This is a genomic window from Streptomyces sp. BHT-5-2, from assembly GCF_019774615.1.
In the GTDB taxonomy this organism is placed as follows: Bacteria; Actinomycetota; Actinomycetes; order Streptomycetales; family Streptomycetaceae; genus Streptomyces.
On record NZ_CP081496.1, the window covers coordinates 2543436 to 2559127 of the forward strand.

Annotated in this window: 13 protein-coding genes; 3 read left to right on the forward strand and 10 right to left on the reverse strand. The window is 72.0% G+C overall.

From position 1 onward, the window contains the following. The first annotated feature begins 136 nt into the window (after positions 1 to 136). On the forward strand, positions 137 to 1681 hold the full coding sequence (locus K2224_RS11340) for an AI-2E family transporter (protein ID WP_221906443.1): 1545 nt from the start codon (positions 137 to 139) through the stop codon (positions 1679 to 1681). Between the two features lie 250 nt (positions 1682 to 1931). Here K2224_RS11340 and K2224_RS11345 read toward each other — a convergent pair whose 3' ends face one another. Together K2224_RS11345 and K2224_RS11350 are read right to left on the reverse strand one after the other, a co-directional pair. Beyond that, positions 1932 to 2465, reverse strand: a complete 534-nt coding sequence (locus K2224_RS11345; RefSeq protein WP_018536447.1) for an alkyl hydroperoxide reductase — start codon at positions 2463 to 2465, stop codon at positions 1932 to 1934. A 5-nt stretch (positions 2466 to 2470) separates the two neighbouring features. Next, complete coding sequence (locus tag K2224_RS11350) at positions 2471 to 3025, reverse strand: peroxiredoxin (RefSeq protein ID WP_018536446.1); 555 nt, start codon at positions 3023 to 3025, stop codon at positions 2471 to 2473. Between the two features lie 140 nt (positions 3026 to 3165). Here K2224_RS11350 and K2224_RS11355 point away from each other — a divergent pair, with 140 nt between their 5' ends. After that, complete coding sequence (locus tag K2224_RS11355; RefSeq protein WP_221906444.1) at positions 3166 to 4125, forward strand: hydrogen peroxide-inducible genes activator; 960 nt, start codon at positions 3166 to 3168, stop codon at positions 4123 to 4125. Between the two features lie 6 nt (positions 4126 to 4131). Here the strand turns inward: K2224_RS11355 and K2224_RS11360 are convergent, their stop codons facing one another. The 8 genes from K2224_RS11360 to K2224_RS11395 all read right to left on the reverse strand — a co-directional run bounded on the left by K2224_RS11360 (position 4132) and on the right by K2224_RS11395 (position 13068). Beyond that, the gene (locus tag K2224_RS11360) at positions 4132 to 4755 is read right to left on the reverse strand and encodes a Uma2 family endonuclease (protein WP_221906445.1); all 624 of its coding nucleotides are present in this window, start codon (positions 4753 to 4755) and stop codon (positions 4132 to 4134) included. 101 nt (positions 4756 to 4856) lie between these two features. After that, complete coding sequence (locus tag K2224_RS11365) at positions 4857 to 7277, reverse strand: FtsX-like permease family protein (RefSeq protein WP_221906446.1); 2421 nt, start codon at positions 7275 to 7277, stop codon at positions 4857 to 4859. Next, positions 7274 to 7960 (reverse strand): ABC transporter ATP-binding protein, encoded by a 687-nt coding sequence (locus K2224_RS11370; protein WP_221906447.1) that lies wholly within the window; start codon positions 7958 to 7960, stop codon positions 7274 to 7276. The genes K2224_RS11365 and K2224_RS11370 overlap by 4 nt, the downstream gene beginning before the upstream one ends. After that, on the reverse strand, positions 7957 to 8481 hold the full coding sequence (locus K2224_RS11375; RefSeq protein WP_221906448.1) for a PadR family transcriptional regulator: 525 nt from the start codon (positions 8479 to 8481) through the stop codon (positions 7957 to 7959). The genes K2224_RS11370 and K2224_RS11375 overlap by 4 nt, the downstream gene beginning before the upstream one ends. A gap of 144 nt (positions 8482 to 8625) precedes the next feature. After that, on the reverse strand, positions 8626 to 10995 hold the full coding sequence (locus K2224_RS11380) for an FtsX-like permease family protein (protein WP_221906449.1): 2370 nt from the start codon (positions 10993 to 10995) through the stop codon (positions 8626 to 8628). After that, positions 10992 to 11678 (reverse strand): ABC transporter ATP-binding protein, encoded by a 687-nt coding sequence (locus tag K2224_RS11385; RefSeq protein ID WP_221906450.1) that lies wholly within the window; start codon positions 11676 to 11678, stop codon positions 10992 to 10994. The genes K2224_RS11380 and K2224_RS11385 overlap by 4 nt, the downstream gene beginning before the upstream one ends. A gap of 164 nt (positions 11679 to 11842) precedes the next feature. Next, positions 11843 to 12121 (reverse strand): hypothetical protein, encoded by a 279-nt coding sequence (locus tag K2224_RS11390; RefSeq protein WP_221906451.1) that lies wholly within the window; start codon positions 12119 to 12121, stop codon positions 11843 to 11845. After that, a complete protein-coding gene (locus tag K2224_RS11395; RefSeq protein ID WP_221906452.1) occupies positions 12118 to 13068 on the reverse strand; it encodes an SPFH domain-containing protein in 951 nt (316 codons plus the stop codon). Before K2224_RS11395 ends, K2224_RS11390 begins: the two co-directional genes overlap by 4 nt. Before the next feature lie 284 nt (positions 13069 to 13352). Here K2224_RS11395 and K2224_RS11400 point away from each other — a divergent pair, with 284 nt between their 5' ends. Beyond that, positions 13353 to 15677 (forward strand): transglycosylase domain-containing protein, encoded by a 2325-nt coding sequence (locus tag K2224_RS11400; protein WP_221906453.1) that lies wholly within the window; start codon positions 13353 to 13355, stop codon positions 15675 to 15677. Positions 15678 to 15692: the final 15 nt, after the last annotated feature.

The window sequence follows — 15692 nt, forward strand, 5'->3', positions numbered from 1 at the left end:
GCCGCGCGCCAGGCCCTCGCGGGCCGCGCCACAGCACTCGGAAACCCCCGAACGCGACGCGTCGGGGGTTTCGTGCGTGCGCCACAGGTAACGTCGAGGCGTCACATTGCCGCAAGGGCGGGGAAGAGGAAGCTACATGTCCAGATTGCCTCAGTGGGTCGGTGGCCTGGGCGCCGGTCTGACGCGGCTCTCGCAGCGGCTGGAGGAACAGCGCCGCCGCGCCGAGGCGGCTGCGGCCGCAGCCGAAGACGCGGACGAGCTGGGGCGGGTCGGGCGCACCGCCGAGCCGGACGGGCACGGCCTGCGGATCCCGGCGGAGCGCGGGCCGGGCGGGCGTGCCGCGACGGCCACTTGGGGGCCGGACGCGATGGCCGCCGCCGACGCCGCCGGGGCCGTGGCCACCATGGCCGCCGTGGAGAGTGCGCCGCGGCCGGAGGAGCGGGCGGAGGAGCAGGAGGAGCCGGAGTCGGAGCCCGCCGCCCGCGCGCCCGAGTCCGTCCCCGCGCCGCCGTCCTACGCGCCGGCCGTCGCCGCCCCGCCGGACCCGGTGGCGGCTGTCCCCTGGGGCGTCCGGGTCGCGGCCGAGGCCGGCTGGCGGCTGCTGGTGCTGGCCGGAACGGTGTGGGTGCTGGCGAAGGTGATCACCACCATCTCGCTGGTGGTGCTGGCCTTCGTCGCGGCGCTGCTGATCACGGCGCTGCTCCAGCCGACGGTGGCCTGGCTGCGGCAGCGCAACGTGCCGCGCGGGGCGGCCACCGCGCTGACCTTCATCGGCGGCTTCGTGGTGATGGGCCTGGTCGGCTGGTTCGTCGTATGGCAGGTCCAGGACAACATCGACTCGGTGTCCAGCCGCATCCAGGAGGGCATCACCGAGCTGAAGGGCTGGCTGCTCAAGAGCCCGTTCCATGTGACCGAGAGCCAGATCAACCACATCGCCAAGAACCTCCAGGACGCGATCGGCGCCAACACCGAGGCGATCACCTCGGCCGGCCTGGAGGGCGTCACGGTCGTCCTGGAGATGTTCACCGGCATCCTGCTGGCGATGTTCACCACGCTGTTCCTGCTCTACGACGGCCGCCGCATCTGGGAGTGGACGCTCAAGCTGGTGCCGGCCGCGGCCCGCGGGGGAGTGGCGGGCGCCGGCCCGCGCGCCTGGCGGACGCTGACCGCGTACATCCGCGGCACGGTCCTGGTGGCGCTGATCGACGCCACCTTCATCGGCGTCGGGCTGTACTTCCTCGACGTGCCGCTGGCCGTCCCGCTCGCCGTCTTCATCTTCCTGTTCGCCTTCGTCCCGCTGATCGGCGCGGTGGTCTCCGGCGCGCTGGCGTGTGTGGTCGCGCTGGTCACCCAGGGCGTCTTCACGGCGCTGCTGGTGCTGGCGGTGGTGCTGGCGGTGAACCAGATCGAGAGCCATGTGCTCCAGCCCTTCATCCTGGGCCGGGCGGTCCGGGTGCACCCGCTGGCGGTGATCCTCTCGGTCGCCGCGGGCAGCCTGATCGGCGGCATCGGCGGCGCGGTGGTGGCGGTCCCGCTGGTGGCGGTGAGCAACACCGTCGTCGGCTATCTCCGCTCGTACTCCAGGGAGCAGGCGTTGAAGATGACGGTGCCGCCCCGCGGCGCGACCGCCCTCGACGTGGCCCCGACCCTGCCGCGCCGTTCACGGACGCCGGACAACTAGGGCGGGTCGTCAAACTCCCGCCTGCCTCGCGACGCCTGGCACGCACGCTCTCCGCGTTGTCGGGCGCATCCCGGTACGCCCAGTACCGGGATGACCCTCCGCCTTGAGATCGCACGCACCAGACGCCGCGAGGCCCGCCCTCCGGGCGGACGACGGGAGTTTGACGACCCGCCCTAGCGCCCGGACGCACGAAACCCCCGCGGACACGAGGTCCGCGGGGGTTTCGTTCTGAGGTCTGCTGCCGTGCGCCTTATTCGGCGAGGGCGGCCTCGGCGTCGAGGGTGGCGCCGACGGCCTGGAGGACGGCCGCGATCTTGACGGCCTCCTGGATCGTCTCGCGCTCGACACCGGCCTTGCGCAGGACCTGCTCGTGCGAGTCCAGGCACATGCCGCAGCCGTTGATCGCGGAGACCGCGAGCGACCACAGCTCGAAGTCGACCTTGTCCACGCCCGGGTTGCCGATGACGTTCATCCGCAGACCGGCGCGCAGGTTCCCGTACTCCGGGTCGGAGAGCAGGTGGCGCGTCCGGTAGAAGACGTTGTTCATCGCCATGATGGCCGCGGCCGACTTGGCGGCGGTGTACGCCTCGGCGGAGAGGTTGGCCTTCGCCTCCGGCTCCAGCTCGCGCAGCACCTTCGGGGAGCGCGAGGCGATCGCGCAGGCGAGCACCGTGCCCCACAGCTGCTGCTGCGGCAGGTCGGAGTTGCCGATCACCGAACCGAGGTTCAGCTTCAGGTCCTTGGCGTAGTCCGGAACCGCGGACTTGAGGTCATCGAGAGCCATGGGTCTCACTCACCAGCCAGCAGGGCGACCGGGTCCAGGGTGTCCTCGCCCTTGCTCCAGTTGCAGGGGCACAGCTCGTCGGTCTGGAGCGCGTCGAGGACCCGGAGGACCTCCTTGGGGTTACGGCCGACGGAGCCGGCGGTCACCATGGTGAACTGGATCTCGTTGTTCTGGTCGACGATGAAGACGGCGCGCTGCGCGAAGCCGTCCTCGCCCTCGATGCCCAGGGCGCGCATCAGCTCGTGCTTCGAGTCGGCCAGCATCGGGAAGGGCAGGTCGGTCAGGTCCGGGTGGTCCTTGCGCCAGGCGTGGTGCACGAACTCGGAGTCGCCGGAGAAGCCGAGGACCTGGGCGTCACGGTCGGCGAACTCGTCGTTCAGCTTGCCGAAGGCGGCGATCTCGGTGGGGCACACGAAGGTGAAGTCCTTGGGCCACGCGAACACGATCTTCCACTTGCCCTCGTAGGTCTTGTGGTTGATCTGCTCGAACTCCTTGCCCTTCTCCAGCGAGACGCAGGCGGTCAGGTCGAACTCAGGGAACTTGTCACCGACAGTGAGCACGCGCTCTCCTTGTTGCTAGAAAGTCCCTCGTGGGGTCTTTCGGGGCTTTCTGTGAGGCTTGGACGGGATCCACAGTGCCACAGCAGGCATTGATCAGGGAAATAGTTAGACTTGTGGATGTTGATCGGAGGTGGTTATCAGTGGCTTCCCCCACGAGCCCCGGCGGGCGGCCCCGTCAGCCCAGCCTGGCCCAGCTGCGGGCCTTCGCCGCGGTCGCCGAACATCTGCACTTCCGGGAGGCGGCGGCCGAGATCGGCATGAGCCAGCCCGCGCTCTCCGGCGCCGTCTCCGCACTGGAGGAGACCCTCGGCGTCCAGCTCCTGGAGCGTACGACCCGCAAGGTGCTGCTCTCACCGGCGGGGGAGCGGGTGGCGGCCCGCGCCCGGGCGGTCCTGGACGCGGTCGGCGCGCTGATGGAGGAGGCGGAGGCGGCCCGCGCGCCCTTCACCGGCGTGCTGCGCCTCGGCGTCATCCCGACCGTCGCCCCGTATCTGCTGCCGGCCGTCCTGCGGCTGGTCCACGACACCTACCCGGACCTCGATCTCCAGGTCCACGAGGAGCAGACCGCCTCGCTGCTGGACGGTCTGGCGCACGGCCGGCTGGACCTGCTGCTGCTCGCGGTGCCGCTCGGCGTCCCGCAGGTCACCGAAATCCCGCTGTTCGACGAGGACTTCGTGCTGGTGGCCCCCAAGGAGCACTGGCTCGGCGGCCGCGGCGACATCCCCCGCGAGGCGCTCAGGGAGCTGGACCTGCTGCTGCTGGACGAGGGGCACTGCCTGCGCGACCAGGCGCTGGACATCTGCCGCGAGGCGGGAAGGGAGGAGAACACACCGGTGACGACGAGCGCGGCCGGACTCTCCACGCTGGTGCAGTTGGTGGCCGGTGGCCTGGGGGTGACTCTCCTGCCGCGTACGGCACTTCGCGTCGAGACCGCCCGCAACGACCTGCTGACCACGGGCTACTTCGCGGACCCGGCACCTTCCCGGCGGATCGCCCTGGCCATGCGCAGCGGTTCGGCCCGGCAGCCGGAGTTCGAGGAGTTCGCGGCGGCGCTGCGGGGGGCCATGCGGGGGTTGCCGGTGCGGGTTGTGGAGGGGTGAGGGGCGTCAGCGGCGCGGGGTGACGCGCCGGGAATCGTCCAGGATCTGCGTGACATCCAGGGTGACTTCGGCGCCGATCGACTCCGGGAGGGTGACCTTCTCCCCGGGCACATGAATGCGGTGCATGCCGTAGCCGTCCTCGATGGGCTCGGTGAGGACGTGGAGGCGCTCGTGCTTGCGATCGACGATCACATACACCGGCACCTTCGCCGCGCCGTAGGCGGCTACCTTGGTACGCAGGTCGTTGGTGTAGTTCCCGGACGTGATCTCCAGGACCATCCGGAACACCGCCGGGTCGCAGCATTCGTACTTGACGACATGGTCACGGACATCGATGTCCACGACAGAGAGGTCAGGGACGGCGAAGTCGGAAGGGCTGCCCAGCCACAGGCCGAGCCCTTCGAGGATCGCCGTGTCGCCGCCGTCCAGACCTGCCGCGACGAAGGGGCGCCTGAGGCAGGACAACCCGAACGCGTGGCCGGGGTCCGAGGGGGGGGTCACGGTGAGAACGCCTCCGAGAATCTCGACGCGGTACCCCGGAAGCTGCTCCATGAGCTGGTCGGCCTGCTCAAGGAGCGTCAGCGGCTTGTGGGCCGGCGCGTAGCGGCGCTCGACAGCTGCTGCGGACATTGCGTGCCTCCCATGGGCTGGTGTCGAGACCATCATCGTAGGCAGCGGCGGCCCTTCTCGTCCCGTACGACAATGTTCATTCGTTGGGGGACACGGGACGCTCACTCCGTGCGCAGGCCGTCGGGCCGCATCATCCGCCACAGCGGCGGCAGGCTCAGGGCGGTGACGAAGAGGATCACGCCGCCGCCGATGCCGAGCATGCCGGCGACCACCGGCCAGTCGACGATCACGTCGCTGCCGGTGATGGTGAGCAGCAGGGAGCCCAGGGACAGTCCGCAGGCCAGTGCCAGGGTCAGGCCGAGGGCCACCGGCAGCGCCGTCTGCCACAGGACGGACCAGCCCAGGGTGGTGCGGCGGGTGCCGTACGCGTCGAGGGTGGAGAGCAGCCGGCGGCGTTCGTGGAGCTGCTCGACGGTGGAGATGATCAGGCCCGCGCCGATCAGCAGCAGGGTGATCACCGCGCCGATGAAGATCGTGGTGCGGATGCCGTCGTACTGCCGGTCGTGCGGGTTGTCGAGGGAGGAGCCCTCCAGCATCGTCGGGTCGGTCCGGGCCGCGGTGTTGCGGATGTGCTCGACGGCGTCGGGGGTGCCGCGGTCGAAGCGGACGAGGACCTCCGTGCTGGGCAGGGTGAGGCGGGAGGCGTCGAGGACCGAGGGGGTCAGGAGCAGGTCGTAGTAGAGGCGGTGGCCGTCCTGGAGCGGGGCGAGCCGGGCGGCGCGGGCGGACGGCGGAACCGTCCAGGGGCGGGGGGTCGGGACGGGATCGTCGTAGGCGTTCGGCGGGTTGAGGTTGACGGTGGCGCCGGGGGTGAGGCCCCTCTCGGTGCCGGAGTCCCGGTGGCCGTCGGTGACGAAGGCGTCGCCGTCCCGGCAGGACGGCAGGTGGGCCACCTTGCGCAGCTCGGCGCAGCTGCCGACGCCGATGATGCCGGGGAGGTCGCGGCTGGTGTCGTGGTCCGGGGTGGGCATCCGGCCGGCGTTGGCGTCGAGGAGGCCGCGGGCGGTGGTGACCCCGGGGGTGGCGCGCAGCGCGTCCAGCAGTCGTTCGGTCTGCTGCCAGCTTGCCCCGTTGCCCCAGAGGCGGATCTGCGGCACCCGCCCGGACTCGGCGTACGCGGCGGCGAAACCGGCCTGTGAGCCGGTCATCAGCATGTGGATGGCGACGGCGCCGGCCAGCGCGACGGTGATGCCGCTGACCGCGCGGATCGCCGGGCCGCTGCTCAGCTGGAGCCGGCGGACCGCCAGCTGCCAGGGGACCGGGCCGCCGCGCAGCCGGTCGACGACCCGGTCGACCAGCCAGGGCAGCAGCGCGGTGACGCCGAACAGCAGCAGCGTGGCGCCGGCGGCGAGGCAGGTGGTGGCCAGCGGGTTGTCGACCGGGCCCGGCCGGAGCGCCATCGGGACCAGCAGGGCCGTGCCGGCGGCCGGCAGCGCGACGCGCCACCACAGCCGGCGGCGGACCGGCGGGCGGTTGCGGACGATGCCGAGCGGTTCGACGGTGACGCCGCGCTGGGCGACCAGGGTGACCAGGACGGCGGCGGTCGGCACCAGGACGGCGATCAGCAGGGCGGCGAGCGGGCCGGGGGTGACGTCCGAGGGGTAGACGTTGATGTCCCACAGGGTGATGGACGGGGCCAGCAGGCGGCCGGCGAGGAACAGCGCGGCGCCGCCCAGCAGCCCGAGCAGCGAGCCGAACAGCGCCTCGCCGGAGGCGATCCGGCGGGTGGTGCGGACGTCGGCGCCGACCAGGCGGAGGGCGGCCAGGCGGCGTTCCCGGCGTTCGTTGCCGAAGCGCACGGAGGTGCCGATGAAGACCATCACCGGTGTCATCAGCGCCACACACGTCATGATCACCAGGACCAGGCCGGGGGTGGTCAGCGGCTGTGGCTCCCAGCTCTTGCCGAAGCGGTCGATGCGGTAGCCGGTGCGCTCGGTGAGGGCGTCGTCGTGCGCGAGGTAGGTGAGTTCCCGAGGGCCCTTGAGGCCCTCGGCGCCGATCACGCCGACGACCCGGTAGCCGCTCAGGCGCTCGCGCAGCAGCGCGCTGTCGGGGGCGGCCAGCAGCTCCTTCAGGGCCGGCGAGACCACCGCCTCGCCCGGGCCGGGGAGGTGTCGTACGCCGGGCGGTGCCGGCGGGTGCGCGCCGTCCGGGCGGACCAGCCGCCCGCGGATGGCGGTGCCCCGGAAGACGGTGTCCGTGTGGGCGTACAGGAGGGTGCGGTCACCGCGTGGCGGCGGGTGCTGCTGGCCGAGGTTCTCGCGGGCCTTCTCCCGGCCGTGCCAGGCGTTCATCAGGTGCGGCGCGGAGGCGCAGAACAGCAGCACCGCCACGCCGAGGGCGACCCCGGCGGTGGTCAGCGCGGTGCGGACCCAGCCCTCCCGCCCGCTGCCGGCGGCGAACCGCATGCCCATGGCGAGGTCGCGGGCCCAGACGGCCGGGCCGGTCCGGGGGGCCGCGGGCGGGAGTGCGGGTACGGCGGTGTCCCGCTCGCCCGGGGGCTGCGAGCGGAGCAGCGTCATATCCGGCCCGCCATGTCCTTCACCCGGCCGTCCCGGACGACGATCTCCCGGTCGGAGTAGGCGGCGACCCGGGCCTCGTGGGTGACGAGCACGACGGCCGCGTTGGTGTCCCGGGCGGCGTCGGTCAGCAGGGTCAGCACCCGTTCGCCGTTGAGGGAGTCCAGGGCGCCGGTGGGTTCGTCGGCGAAGACGACCCGGGGTGTGGTGGCCAGTGCGCGGGCGACCGCGACCCGCTGGCCCTGGCCGCCGGAGATCTCACCGGGCCGCTTGGCCGCGACGTCGTCCACCTCCAGCCGCGCCAGCCACTCGCGGGCCCGGCGCTCGGCCTCCTTGCGCCTGGTGCCGTTCAGCCGCAGCGGCAGTGCGACGTTCTCCAGGGACGTCAACTCCGGTACCAGCTGGCCGAATTGGAAGACGAAGCCGAAGTCGGTGCGGCGCAGTGCGCTGCGCCGGGCGTCGCCGAGGTCGGTGAGCGTGTGCGGGCCGTAGCGGACGGTGCCGGAGTCCGGGCGGACGATCCCGGCGAGGCAGTGCAGCAGCGTCGACTTGCCGGACCCGGAGGGGCCCATGACGGCGACCACCTCGCCGGGGTGGATCGAGAAGTCCGCGCCGTCCAGGGCGGGCGTGGGCCCGTACGCCTTGCGCAGCCCCTCGGCGGCGAGCAGGGATCCCTCGGGCGTCATGCGCCGACCGTTTCCGCGAGTTTGTCCAGGCGGGCGGCGGTCAGCTCCAGCCAGCGCAGATCGGCTTCCAGGTGGAACAGCGCGTGGTCGCAGATCAGCTGGTCGGCGAGGTCCCCGGCGCGCTTGCGCTCGGTCAGGCCGCGCATCAGCCGCAGGTGCTCGGTGCGCTGGGTGTCCAGGAGTTCGGCGGCGTCCCGTTCGGTCAGCAGGGCCAGTACGACCTTGGTGTAGAGGACCGACTGGAGGTACGGCTCGGGCTTCTCCGGCCGGGCCAGCCACTGGGCGACGTCGGTGATCCCGGCGTCCGTGATGGCGTACCGCTTGCGCTCCGGGCCCGCGCCGGCCTCCACGCCGTCCACCTCGACCAGGCCGTTCTTCAGCAGCCGGGACATCGTGGAGTAGACCTGCCCGTAGTGGAGCGGGCGGTCCTGCCCGAAGTGCTCGTCGAAGGCCCGCTTGAGGTCGTAGCCATGGCGGGGGCCGGACTCCAGGAGGCCCAGCAGCGTATGACCGATTGACATGCCGACCACCTTACTCGGGGGTGTAACGCTGGTGTATACGTGCGTTGTATAGCTGCCCGGTGCGCGCGGGGAACGTGCCGGTCGGCGCGGGTGCGGGGCGGTGGCCGCGGGCTTCTGCCGGCCACCGCCCCGCACCGCGGGCGCTCACTCCGTGCGCAGCCCGTCCGGCCGCATCATCCGCCACAGCGGCGGCAGGCTGAGCAGCGTCACCACCAGGACCAGGCCGCCCCCGGTGGCGGTCAGCGGCCAGACCACCGACCAGTCGAAGGAGGTCTTGTGGGCCATCCTCAGCAGCGCCAGTCCCAGCCCGGCACCGCCGGCGACCGCCAGGGCCAGCCCCAGGGCGACCGGGACGGCGGTCTGCCACAGCACCGACCAGGCCAGCGTGGCCCGCCGGGTGCCGAAGGCGACCAGGACGGACAGCAGCCGGCGGCGCTCGCGCAGCTGCTCCACCATCGTCACCAGCATGCTGGCGGCGATCAGGGCGAGGGTTGCGGTGGCGGCGACCAGCAGGCCGGTCCGCAGGCTGGTGAACTGCTTGTCGCGGGCGATGTTCTGGAGCGCGAAGACCTTGGTCCGCGGGTCGATCCGGGCCGCGGTGTTCCGGACGTGCTCGACGGCGTCCGGGACCTCCGGGTCGATCCTGACCATGGCGCGGGCCATCGGATGGTCCAGCAGCCTCAGGTCCAGGGCGCCCGGGGTGACCAGCAGGCCGAAGGCCGTCTGCCCGGTGGGGTCGACACGGGACTCGACCGTGCGGGCCGATCGCGGGACGGTCCACAGCCGCGGGTGCGGCGGCTTGCCGGACCCGTCGTCCGGGGCGAGGTCCACGGTGGCACCGGGACGCGCCGTCTCGGCGATGTAGCCGGCGTCGACCGATCCGCTGCCGTCCTCGGCGACGAAGACGTCGCCGTCCTTGCAGGGGCCGGTGTGCGCCATCTCGCGCAGGCTGCCGCAGTCGCCGACGGTGACCCGGGTGCTGGGGCGGAACTGCTCGCCCCGGCGGAGCGGGCCGGGCCGGGAGGCGGACGAGTCGATGGACGCGATGACGCCGCGGACGCCCTCGGTCGCACGGAACTCCTCGATCATCTTCCGGATCGTGCCGACCTCGTGCGACGGGAGCATGGTGTGCAGCTGGGCCCGGCTCGCGTCCTGCCCGGTGGCCTTCATGAAGTCGCCCTGGATCGCGGCGAAGAACAGCTGGAGTGCGATCGCCCCGGCGACCGCGACGGTGATTCCGCTGACCGCCCGGGCCGCCGCGGCCCCGCTGAGCTGGAGCCGGCGGACCGCCAGCTGCCAGGGCACCGGCCCGCCCCGGAGGCGCGCCATCGCCGCGTCCACCGCCCAGGGCAGCAGCAGCGCCACCCCCAGCAGGAACAGTGTCGCGCCGCCCGCGACCAGATAGGGGTTGACCGAGGCGTCCCGTCCGCTGACCGTTCCGTTGAAGAGCATCAGCACCAGCCCCACCGCCGGCAGCGGCAGCCGCCACCACAGCCGGCGCCGGCGTCCGGCGCCCTCCCGGGCGACCCCCAGCGGCTCGATGCTCACCCGGCGCAGCGCGAAGAGCGTGACACCGATCGCGGCCAGCGGTACGGCGAGCAGGACCAGCGCCGCCAGACCCGGGACCGGGGTCATGTCGGACGGGAAGACGTTGACGTCCCAGACGGCGACGCCGCCGACGAGCCGGCGTGCCGCCAGGAACAGCACGGCTCCCACCGCCAGTCCGCACACCGCCCCGAAGAGCGCCTCACCGGCCGCCGTGCGCCGGGTCATCCGGGCGTCGGCGCCGATCAGCCGCAGCGCGGCCAGCCTTCGGTCCCGGCGCTCGCCGCCGAACCGCACGGCCGTGGCGATGAAGATGGCCACCGGCATCAGCATCACCACACAGCCCACGATCATCAGGACCAGCAGCATCGGGTCCATCGGGTCGCTCTTGGTGCGGGTGCCGAACCCGGCGATGCGCCAGCCCCCGTCGTCCGTGGTCAGCGTGGCACTGCCGGCGTAGTAGATCAGCTCGCCGGGGCCGATCAGGCCGGCCTGCCCGATCGTTCCCACGTCCTTGAAGTGCAGCCGCTCCCGCAGCAGTCGGCCCTCCGGCGAGCCGAGCAGGCCGCGCAGCGCGGGGGAGACCACCATCTCGCCGGGTCCCGGCAGGGTGCTCACCCCCGGCGGGGCGGGCGCCCGGTCGCCGTCGGGCCGCAGCAGCATGCCCCGTACGGGGTCGCCGCGGAAGTCGGTGTCCGCCTGCGCCTCGACCAGCGTCGCCGCCGACCGCGGCGGCGACTGCTCGCTCTCCATCGGCTGCCGGGCGTCGCCGCGCTGGGACCGCATCTCCATCATGGTCGGGATCGACGCGGCGCCCAGCAGCAACACCACACCCAGCCCCACGCCCAGCGCGGTCAGCAGGGTACGGATCCACCCCTCGCGTCCTCCGCCGACCGCGAACCGCACCCCCGTCCAGAGGTCCCGGCCCCAGCCGCGCGGCCCCGTGATCGTCCTGCTCCCGACGCTCATGCCGCGCCCGCCGTCTCCCGGGCGATGCCGTCCCGCACCACGACCTCCCGGTCGGCGTACGCGGCCACCCGCGCCTCGTGCGTCACCAGCACCACGGCCGCGTCGGTGTCCCGGGCGGCGTCGGTCAGCAGTCGCATCACCCGCTCGCCGTTGAGGGAGTCCAGGGCGCCGGTGGGCTCGTCGGCGAAGACCACCCGCGGCGCGGCGGCCAGCGCGCGGGCGACCGCGACCCGCTGGCCCTGGCCGCCGGAGATCTCACCGGGCCGCTTGGCCGCGACGTCGTCCACCTCCAGCCGCGCCAGCCACTCGCGGGCCCGGCGCTCGGCCTCCTTGCGCCTGGTGCCGTTCAGCCGCAGCGGCAGTGCGACGTTCTCCAGGGACGTCAACTCCGGTACCAGCTGGCCGAATTGGAAGACGAAGCCGAAGTCGGAGCGGCGCAGTGCGCTGCACCGCGCGTCGCCGAGGTCGGTCAGGACGTGCTCCCCGTACCGGACCGTGCCGGAGTTGGGACGGACGATCCCGGCGAGGCAGTGCAGCAGCGTCGACTTGCCGGACCCGGAGGGGCCCATGACGGCGACCACCTCGCCGGGACGGATGGCGAAGTCCGCCCCGTCGAGCGCTGGTGTGGGCCCGTACGCCTTGCGCAGCGCACGTGCTTCGAGCAGGAAACCGGCCGGGGCCATCCACGATCCTCCGGAAGTGCGAACAGGACATGCCGACAACCGGCCGCGCGAACGACAGCGCCGGCCAGGGCATGCGCCGCACTCTACATGAGGTGTATACCTAGCGTGTATAGATGAAGTCCCGGTGGTCGCCCGCCGCCCGCCGGCTCTGCACCGGCTCTCCGTCAGCTCTCCGGCGGCTCCTCCGGGCGTGCCTTCGGCGGGCGTCCCCGACGGGGCGGTCCGGCCACGCCGCGGGGGAGGCGGCCGGCTTCGGCGAGGGCCTTGCGGAGCAGGAACTCGATCTGGGCGTTGGTGCTGCGGAGTTCGTCGTTGGCCCAGCGGCTGAGGGCGTCGTGCAGGAGCGGGTCCAGCCGCAGCAGCACCTGCTTGCGCTGCTGCGGCCGGCGGCCGGGGGGCGGTTCGCGGTCGGCGCCCGGCCCCTGGGGGGTTTCCTGGCTCACTGGTAGAGCGAGCCCGTGTTCAGGACGGGCTGGGCGGCGCGGTCGCCGCACAGCACCACCATCAGATTGCTGACCATGGCGGCCTTGCGCTCCTCGTCCAGTTCGACGATGCCCTGCTCGTTGATCCGCTCCAGGGCCGACTCGACCATGCCCACCGCGCCCTCGACGATCTGCTTCCGGGCCGCCACGACCGCACCGGCCTGCTGCCGCTGGAGCATCGCGGAGGCGATCTCCGGGGCGTAGGCGAGGTGGCTGAAGCGGGTCTCGATGATCTGCACACCGGCGGCCCGGACCCGGGCGGTCAGCTCCACGGCCAGCTTCTCGGTGATCTCCTCGGCGTTGCCGCGCAGCGAGAGGCCGTCCTCGTCGTGGGCGTCGTAGGGGTACTCGATGGCGATGTGCCGGACGGCCGCCTCGGTCTGGGTGGCGACGAACTCCAGGAAGTCGTCGACCTCGAAGAGCGCCTGGGCGGTGTCCCGGACCTTCCAGACGACGATCGCGGCCAGCTCGATCGGGTTGCCGTAGGCGTCGTTGACCTTCAGGACCGAGGTCTCGTGGTTGCGGACCCGGGTGGAGATCTTGCGGGTCGAGGTGAGCGGGTTGACCCAGCGCAGGCCGTCGGTGCGGACGGTCCCGACGTACCGCCCGAAGAGCTGGATCACCTGGGCCTCGCCGGGCGCGACCATCTTCACGCCCTTCATGCAGTAGAGCGAGCCCACCAGGAGCAGGATCCCGGCGATCACCAGCGGGACGGCGACCGCGTTGCGGCCGGCGTCGCCGAGGAAGGCGCCGACGATGATCATGGCGATGCCGAGGGCGACGCCCAGGACGGTCAGCAGCAGCGCCAGCCCGCCCGGGATGCTGTGCGCACGCCGCTCGCGGACCTGTGGCTCCGGCATCTCCGGGGCGTCCGCGGAGGCGACGGAGGGGGGTGTCGTATCGGTCATGGGGTCCCCGTTTCTTCGGTGGCGCGTCGGGACGCGCGTGGTGCGGCGCGTGATGTCTGCCGCAGTGCGTGCTTTCGCTGGTCTAGCAAAGTGTTATCACTTTAACGCGCTGGCCTGCTGGGGTCCAGCGGGATGCGGGCAGGTGTCCCAACGGTTGCGTGCCTTCCCCGTGCTGTATGTCACGTAGGGAAAAGCCTTGATCGATGAGTATTTGTTGTCAGATGCGGTGTTAGCTTCAACAGCTGAGTTATGCCGGGGGCGGAACGACTGGAGTTGCACGAGCGATGGGCCGAGCGAACGCGAGGCGGGCGCGGCAGGGCGGCGCCCGCCGGAGCGGAAAGAACGAGAAGAAGTCCGGCATACGCCGCTTCTTCACCTGGAAGAAGATCCTCGGGGCCGTCCTCGGTGTCTGCCTGCTGGGGATCCTCGGCTTCATCGGCCTCTACCTGTACGTCGGGGTGCCCGAGGGCAACCAGCAGGCCAAGCTCCAGAGCAACGTCTTCAAGTACGCGGACGGCTCGGTCATGGCGCGCACCGGCCAGGTCAACCGCGAGACCGTCCCGCTGAGCCGGATACCCAAGGACGTCCAGCACACCTTCGTCGCCGCCGAGAACAAGACGTTCTACAACGACTCCGGCGTGGACCTGAAGGGCACCCTCCGCGGTGTCATCAACACGCTGAGCGGCAAGGGCAAGCAGGGTGGCTCGACGATCACCCAGCAGTACGTCAAGAACTACTACCTGAGCCAGGAGCAGACGGTCTCCCGCAAGCTCCAGGAGATCGTCATCTCCCTCAAGGTGGACCAGAAGTTCTCCAAGGACGACATCCTCGCCGGCTACATCAACACCAGCTTCTACGGCCGCGGCGCCTACGGCATCCAGGCCGCCGCGCAGGCGTACTACGGCGTGGACTCCGACAAGCTCACCGTCGCCCAGGGCGCCTACCTCGCCTCGCTGCTCCAGGCGCCCAACCAGTACGACTGGGCCATCGCCTCCGACGCCGGCAAGAAGCTCGTCCAGCAGCGCTGGGCCTACACCCTCGACAACATGGTCGAGATGAAGTGGCTGACGCCGCAGCAGCGGGCCCAGCAGAAGTTCCCGGTGCCCAAGCCGCCCAAGCCGCTGCCCGGCCTGACCGGCCAGGCCAGCTACATCGTCGAGGCGGCCAAGAAGGAGCTGTTCGCCCAGGGCGTCGACGAGAACGAGTTCGAGGCCGGCGGGTGGACGGTCACCCTCGGCATCGAGAAGAACCGCCAGAAGGAGCTGGAGGCATCGGTCAAGCGGAAGCTCACCGACGACCTCAAGGCCGACCGCCCGGTCGACCAGGACGTCCAGCTCGGCGCCACCTCGGTGGACCCGTCGAACGGGCACGTCGTGGCGCTCTACGGCGGCGCGGGCTACCCCAAGCACTACACCAACAACGCCACCCGCTCCGACTACCAGCCGGCCTCCACCTTCAAGCCGATCATCCTGGCGTCGGCCATGGAGAACCACGCGGAGACCCGGGGCGGCACACCGATCACCCCCAACGCGATCTACGACGGCCGCAACCGGCGCCCCGTGATCGGCGGCACCAAGCCCTTCGCGCCGCCGAACGAGGACGAGCACACCTACGGCCGGATCACCGTCCAGACGGCGACCAACAACTCCGTCAACGCGGTCTTCGCGCAGATGGGCGCCGACGTCGGCCTGGACCAGGTCAAGAAGACCGCGGTCGACCTGGGCATGGACGGCTCCAAGATGGACGTCCAGCCGGCCATGACGCTGGGCACCATGGGCGCCAGCCCGCTCCAGATGGCCGGCGCCTACGCGACCTTCGACAACCACGGCATCAAGGTCACCCCGACCCTCGTCGTCAAGGCCGTCCATGCCAAGGACGGCAGTGACAAGGAGGTCCCGCTCAAGAACCCGATCGGCGACCGGGTGCTCTCCCGCACCACCGCCGACACCATCACCTCCGTCCTGACCGGCGTGGTCAACGACGGCACCGCCTCGGACGCCGTGAAGAACACCGCCTACCAGGCGGCGGGCAAGACCGGCACCTCCGACGACAACAAGTCGGCCTGGTTCGTGGGCTACACGCCCAAGCTGGTCACCGCCGTCGGCATGTTCGGCGAGTCGCCCACCGGCGGCAAGCAGGTCACCCTCAAGGGCGCCGGAGGCGGCGGCCGGGTCAACGGCGGCGGCTACCCGGCGAAGGTCTGGGCCGACTACACCCAGGCCGCGCTCGGCGACAACGCCGGCGCCGAGTTCGACCTGGAGACCGACATGGGCGCCGCGGTACCGCCGCCGCCCACCTCGACGCCGAGCCGCACCCCGAGCTCCACCCCGTCGACGACCCCGACGCCGACCCACACGCCGTCGGGCCCCCCGACGCCCACCGGCACCCCGACGGACAGCGGCACCGGCCGTCCGACCGGCCGGCCCACGCCGCCGACCGGCGGCACCGCCGGCGGCCCGCCCAACGGTGGGACCACCGGAAACGGGGGCACCACCGGCAACGGTGGGACCACCGGCAACGGCGGCACCACCGGCAACGGCGGGACCACCGGCAACCCCGGTGGGAGCGACAGCACCGGCGGCACCCTGCCGAACAACTTCGGCGGCTGACCCGCCCGGCCACCC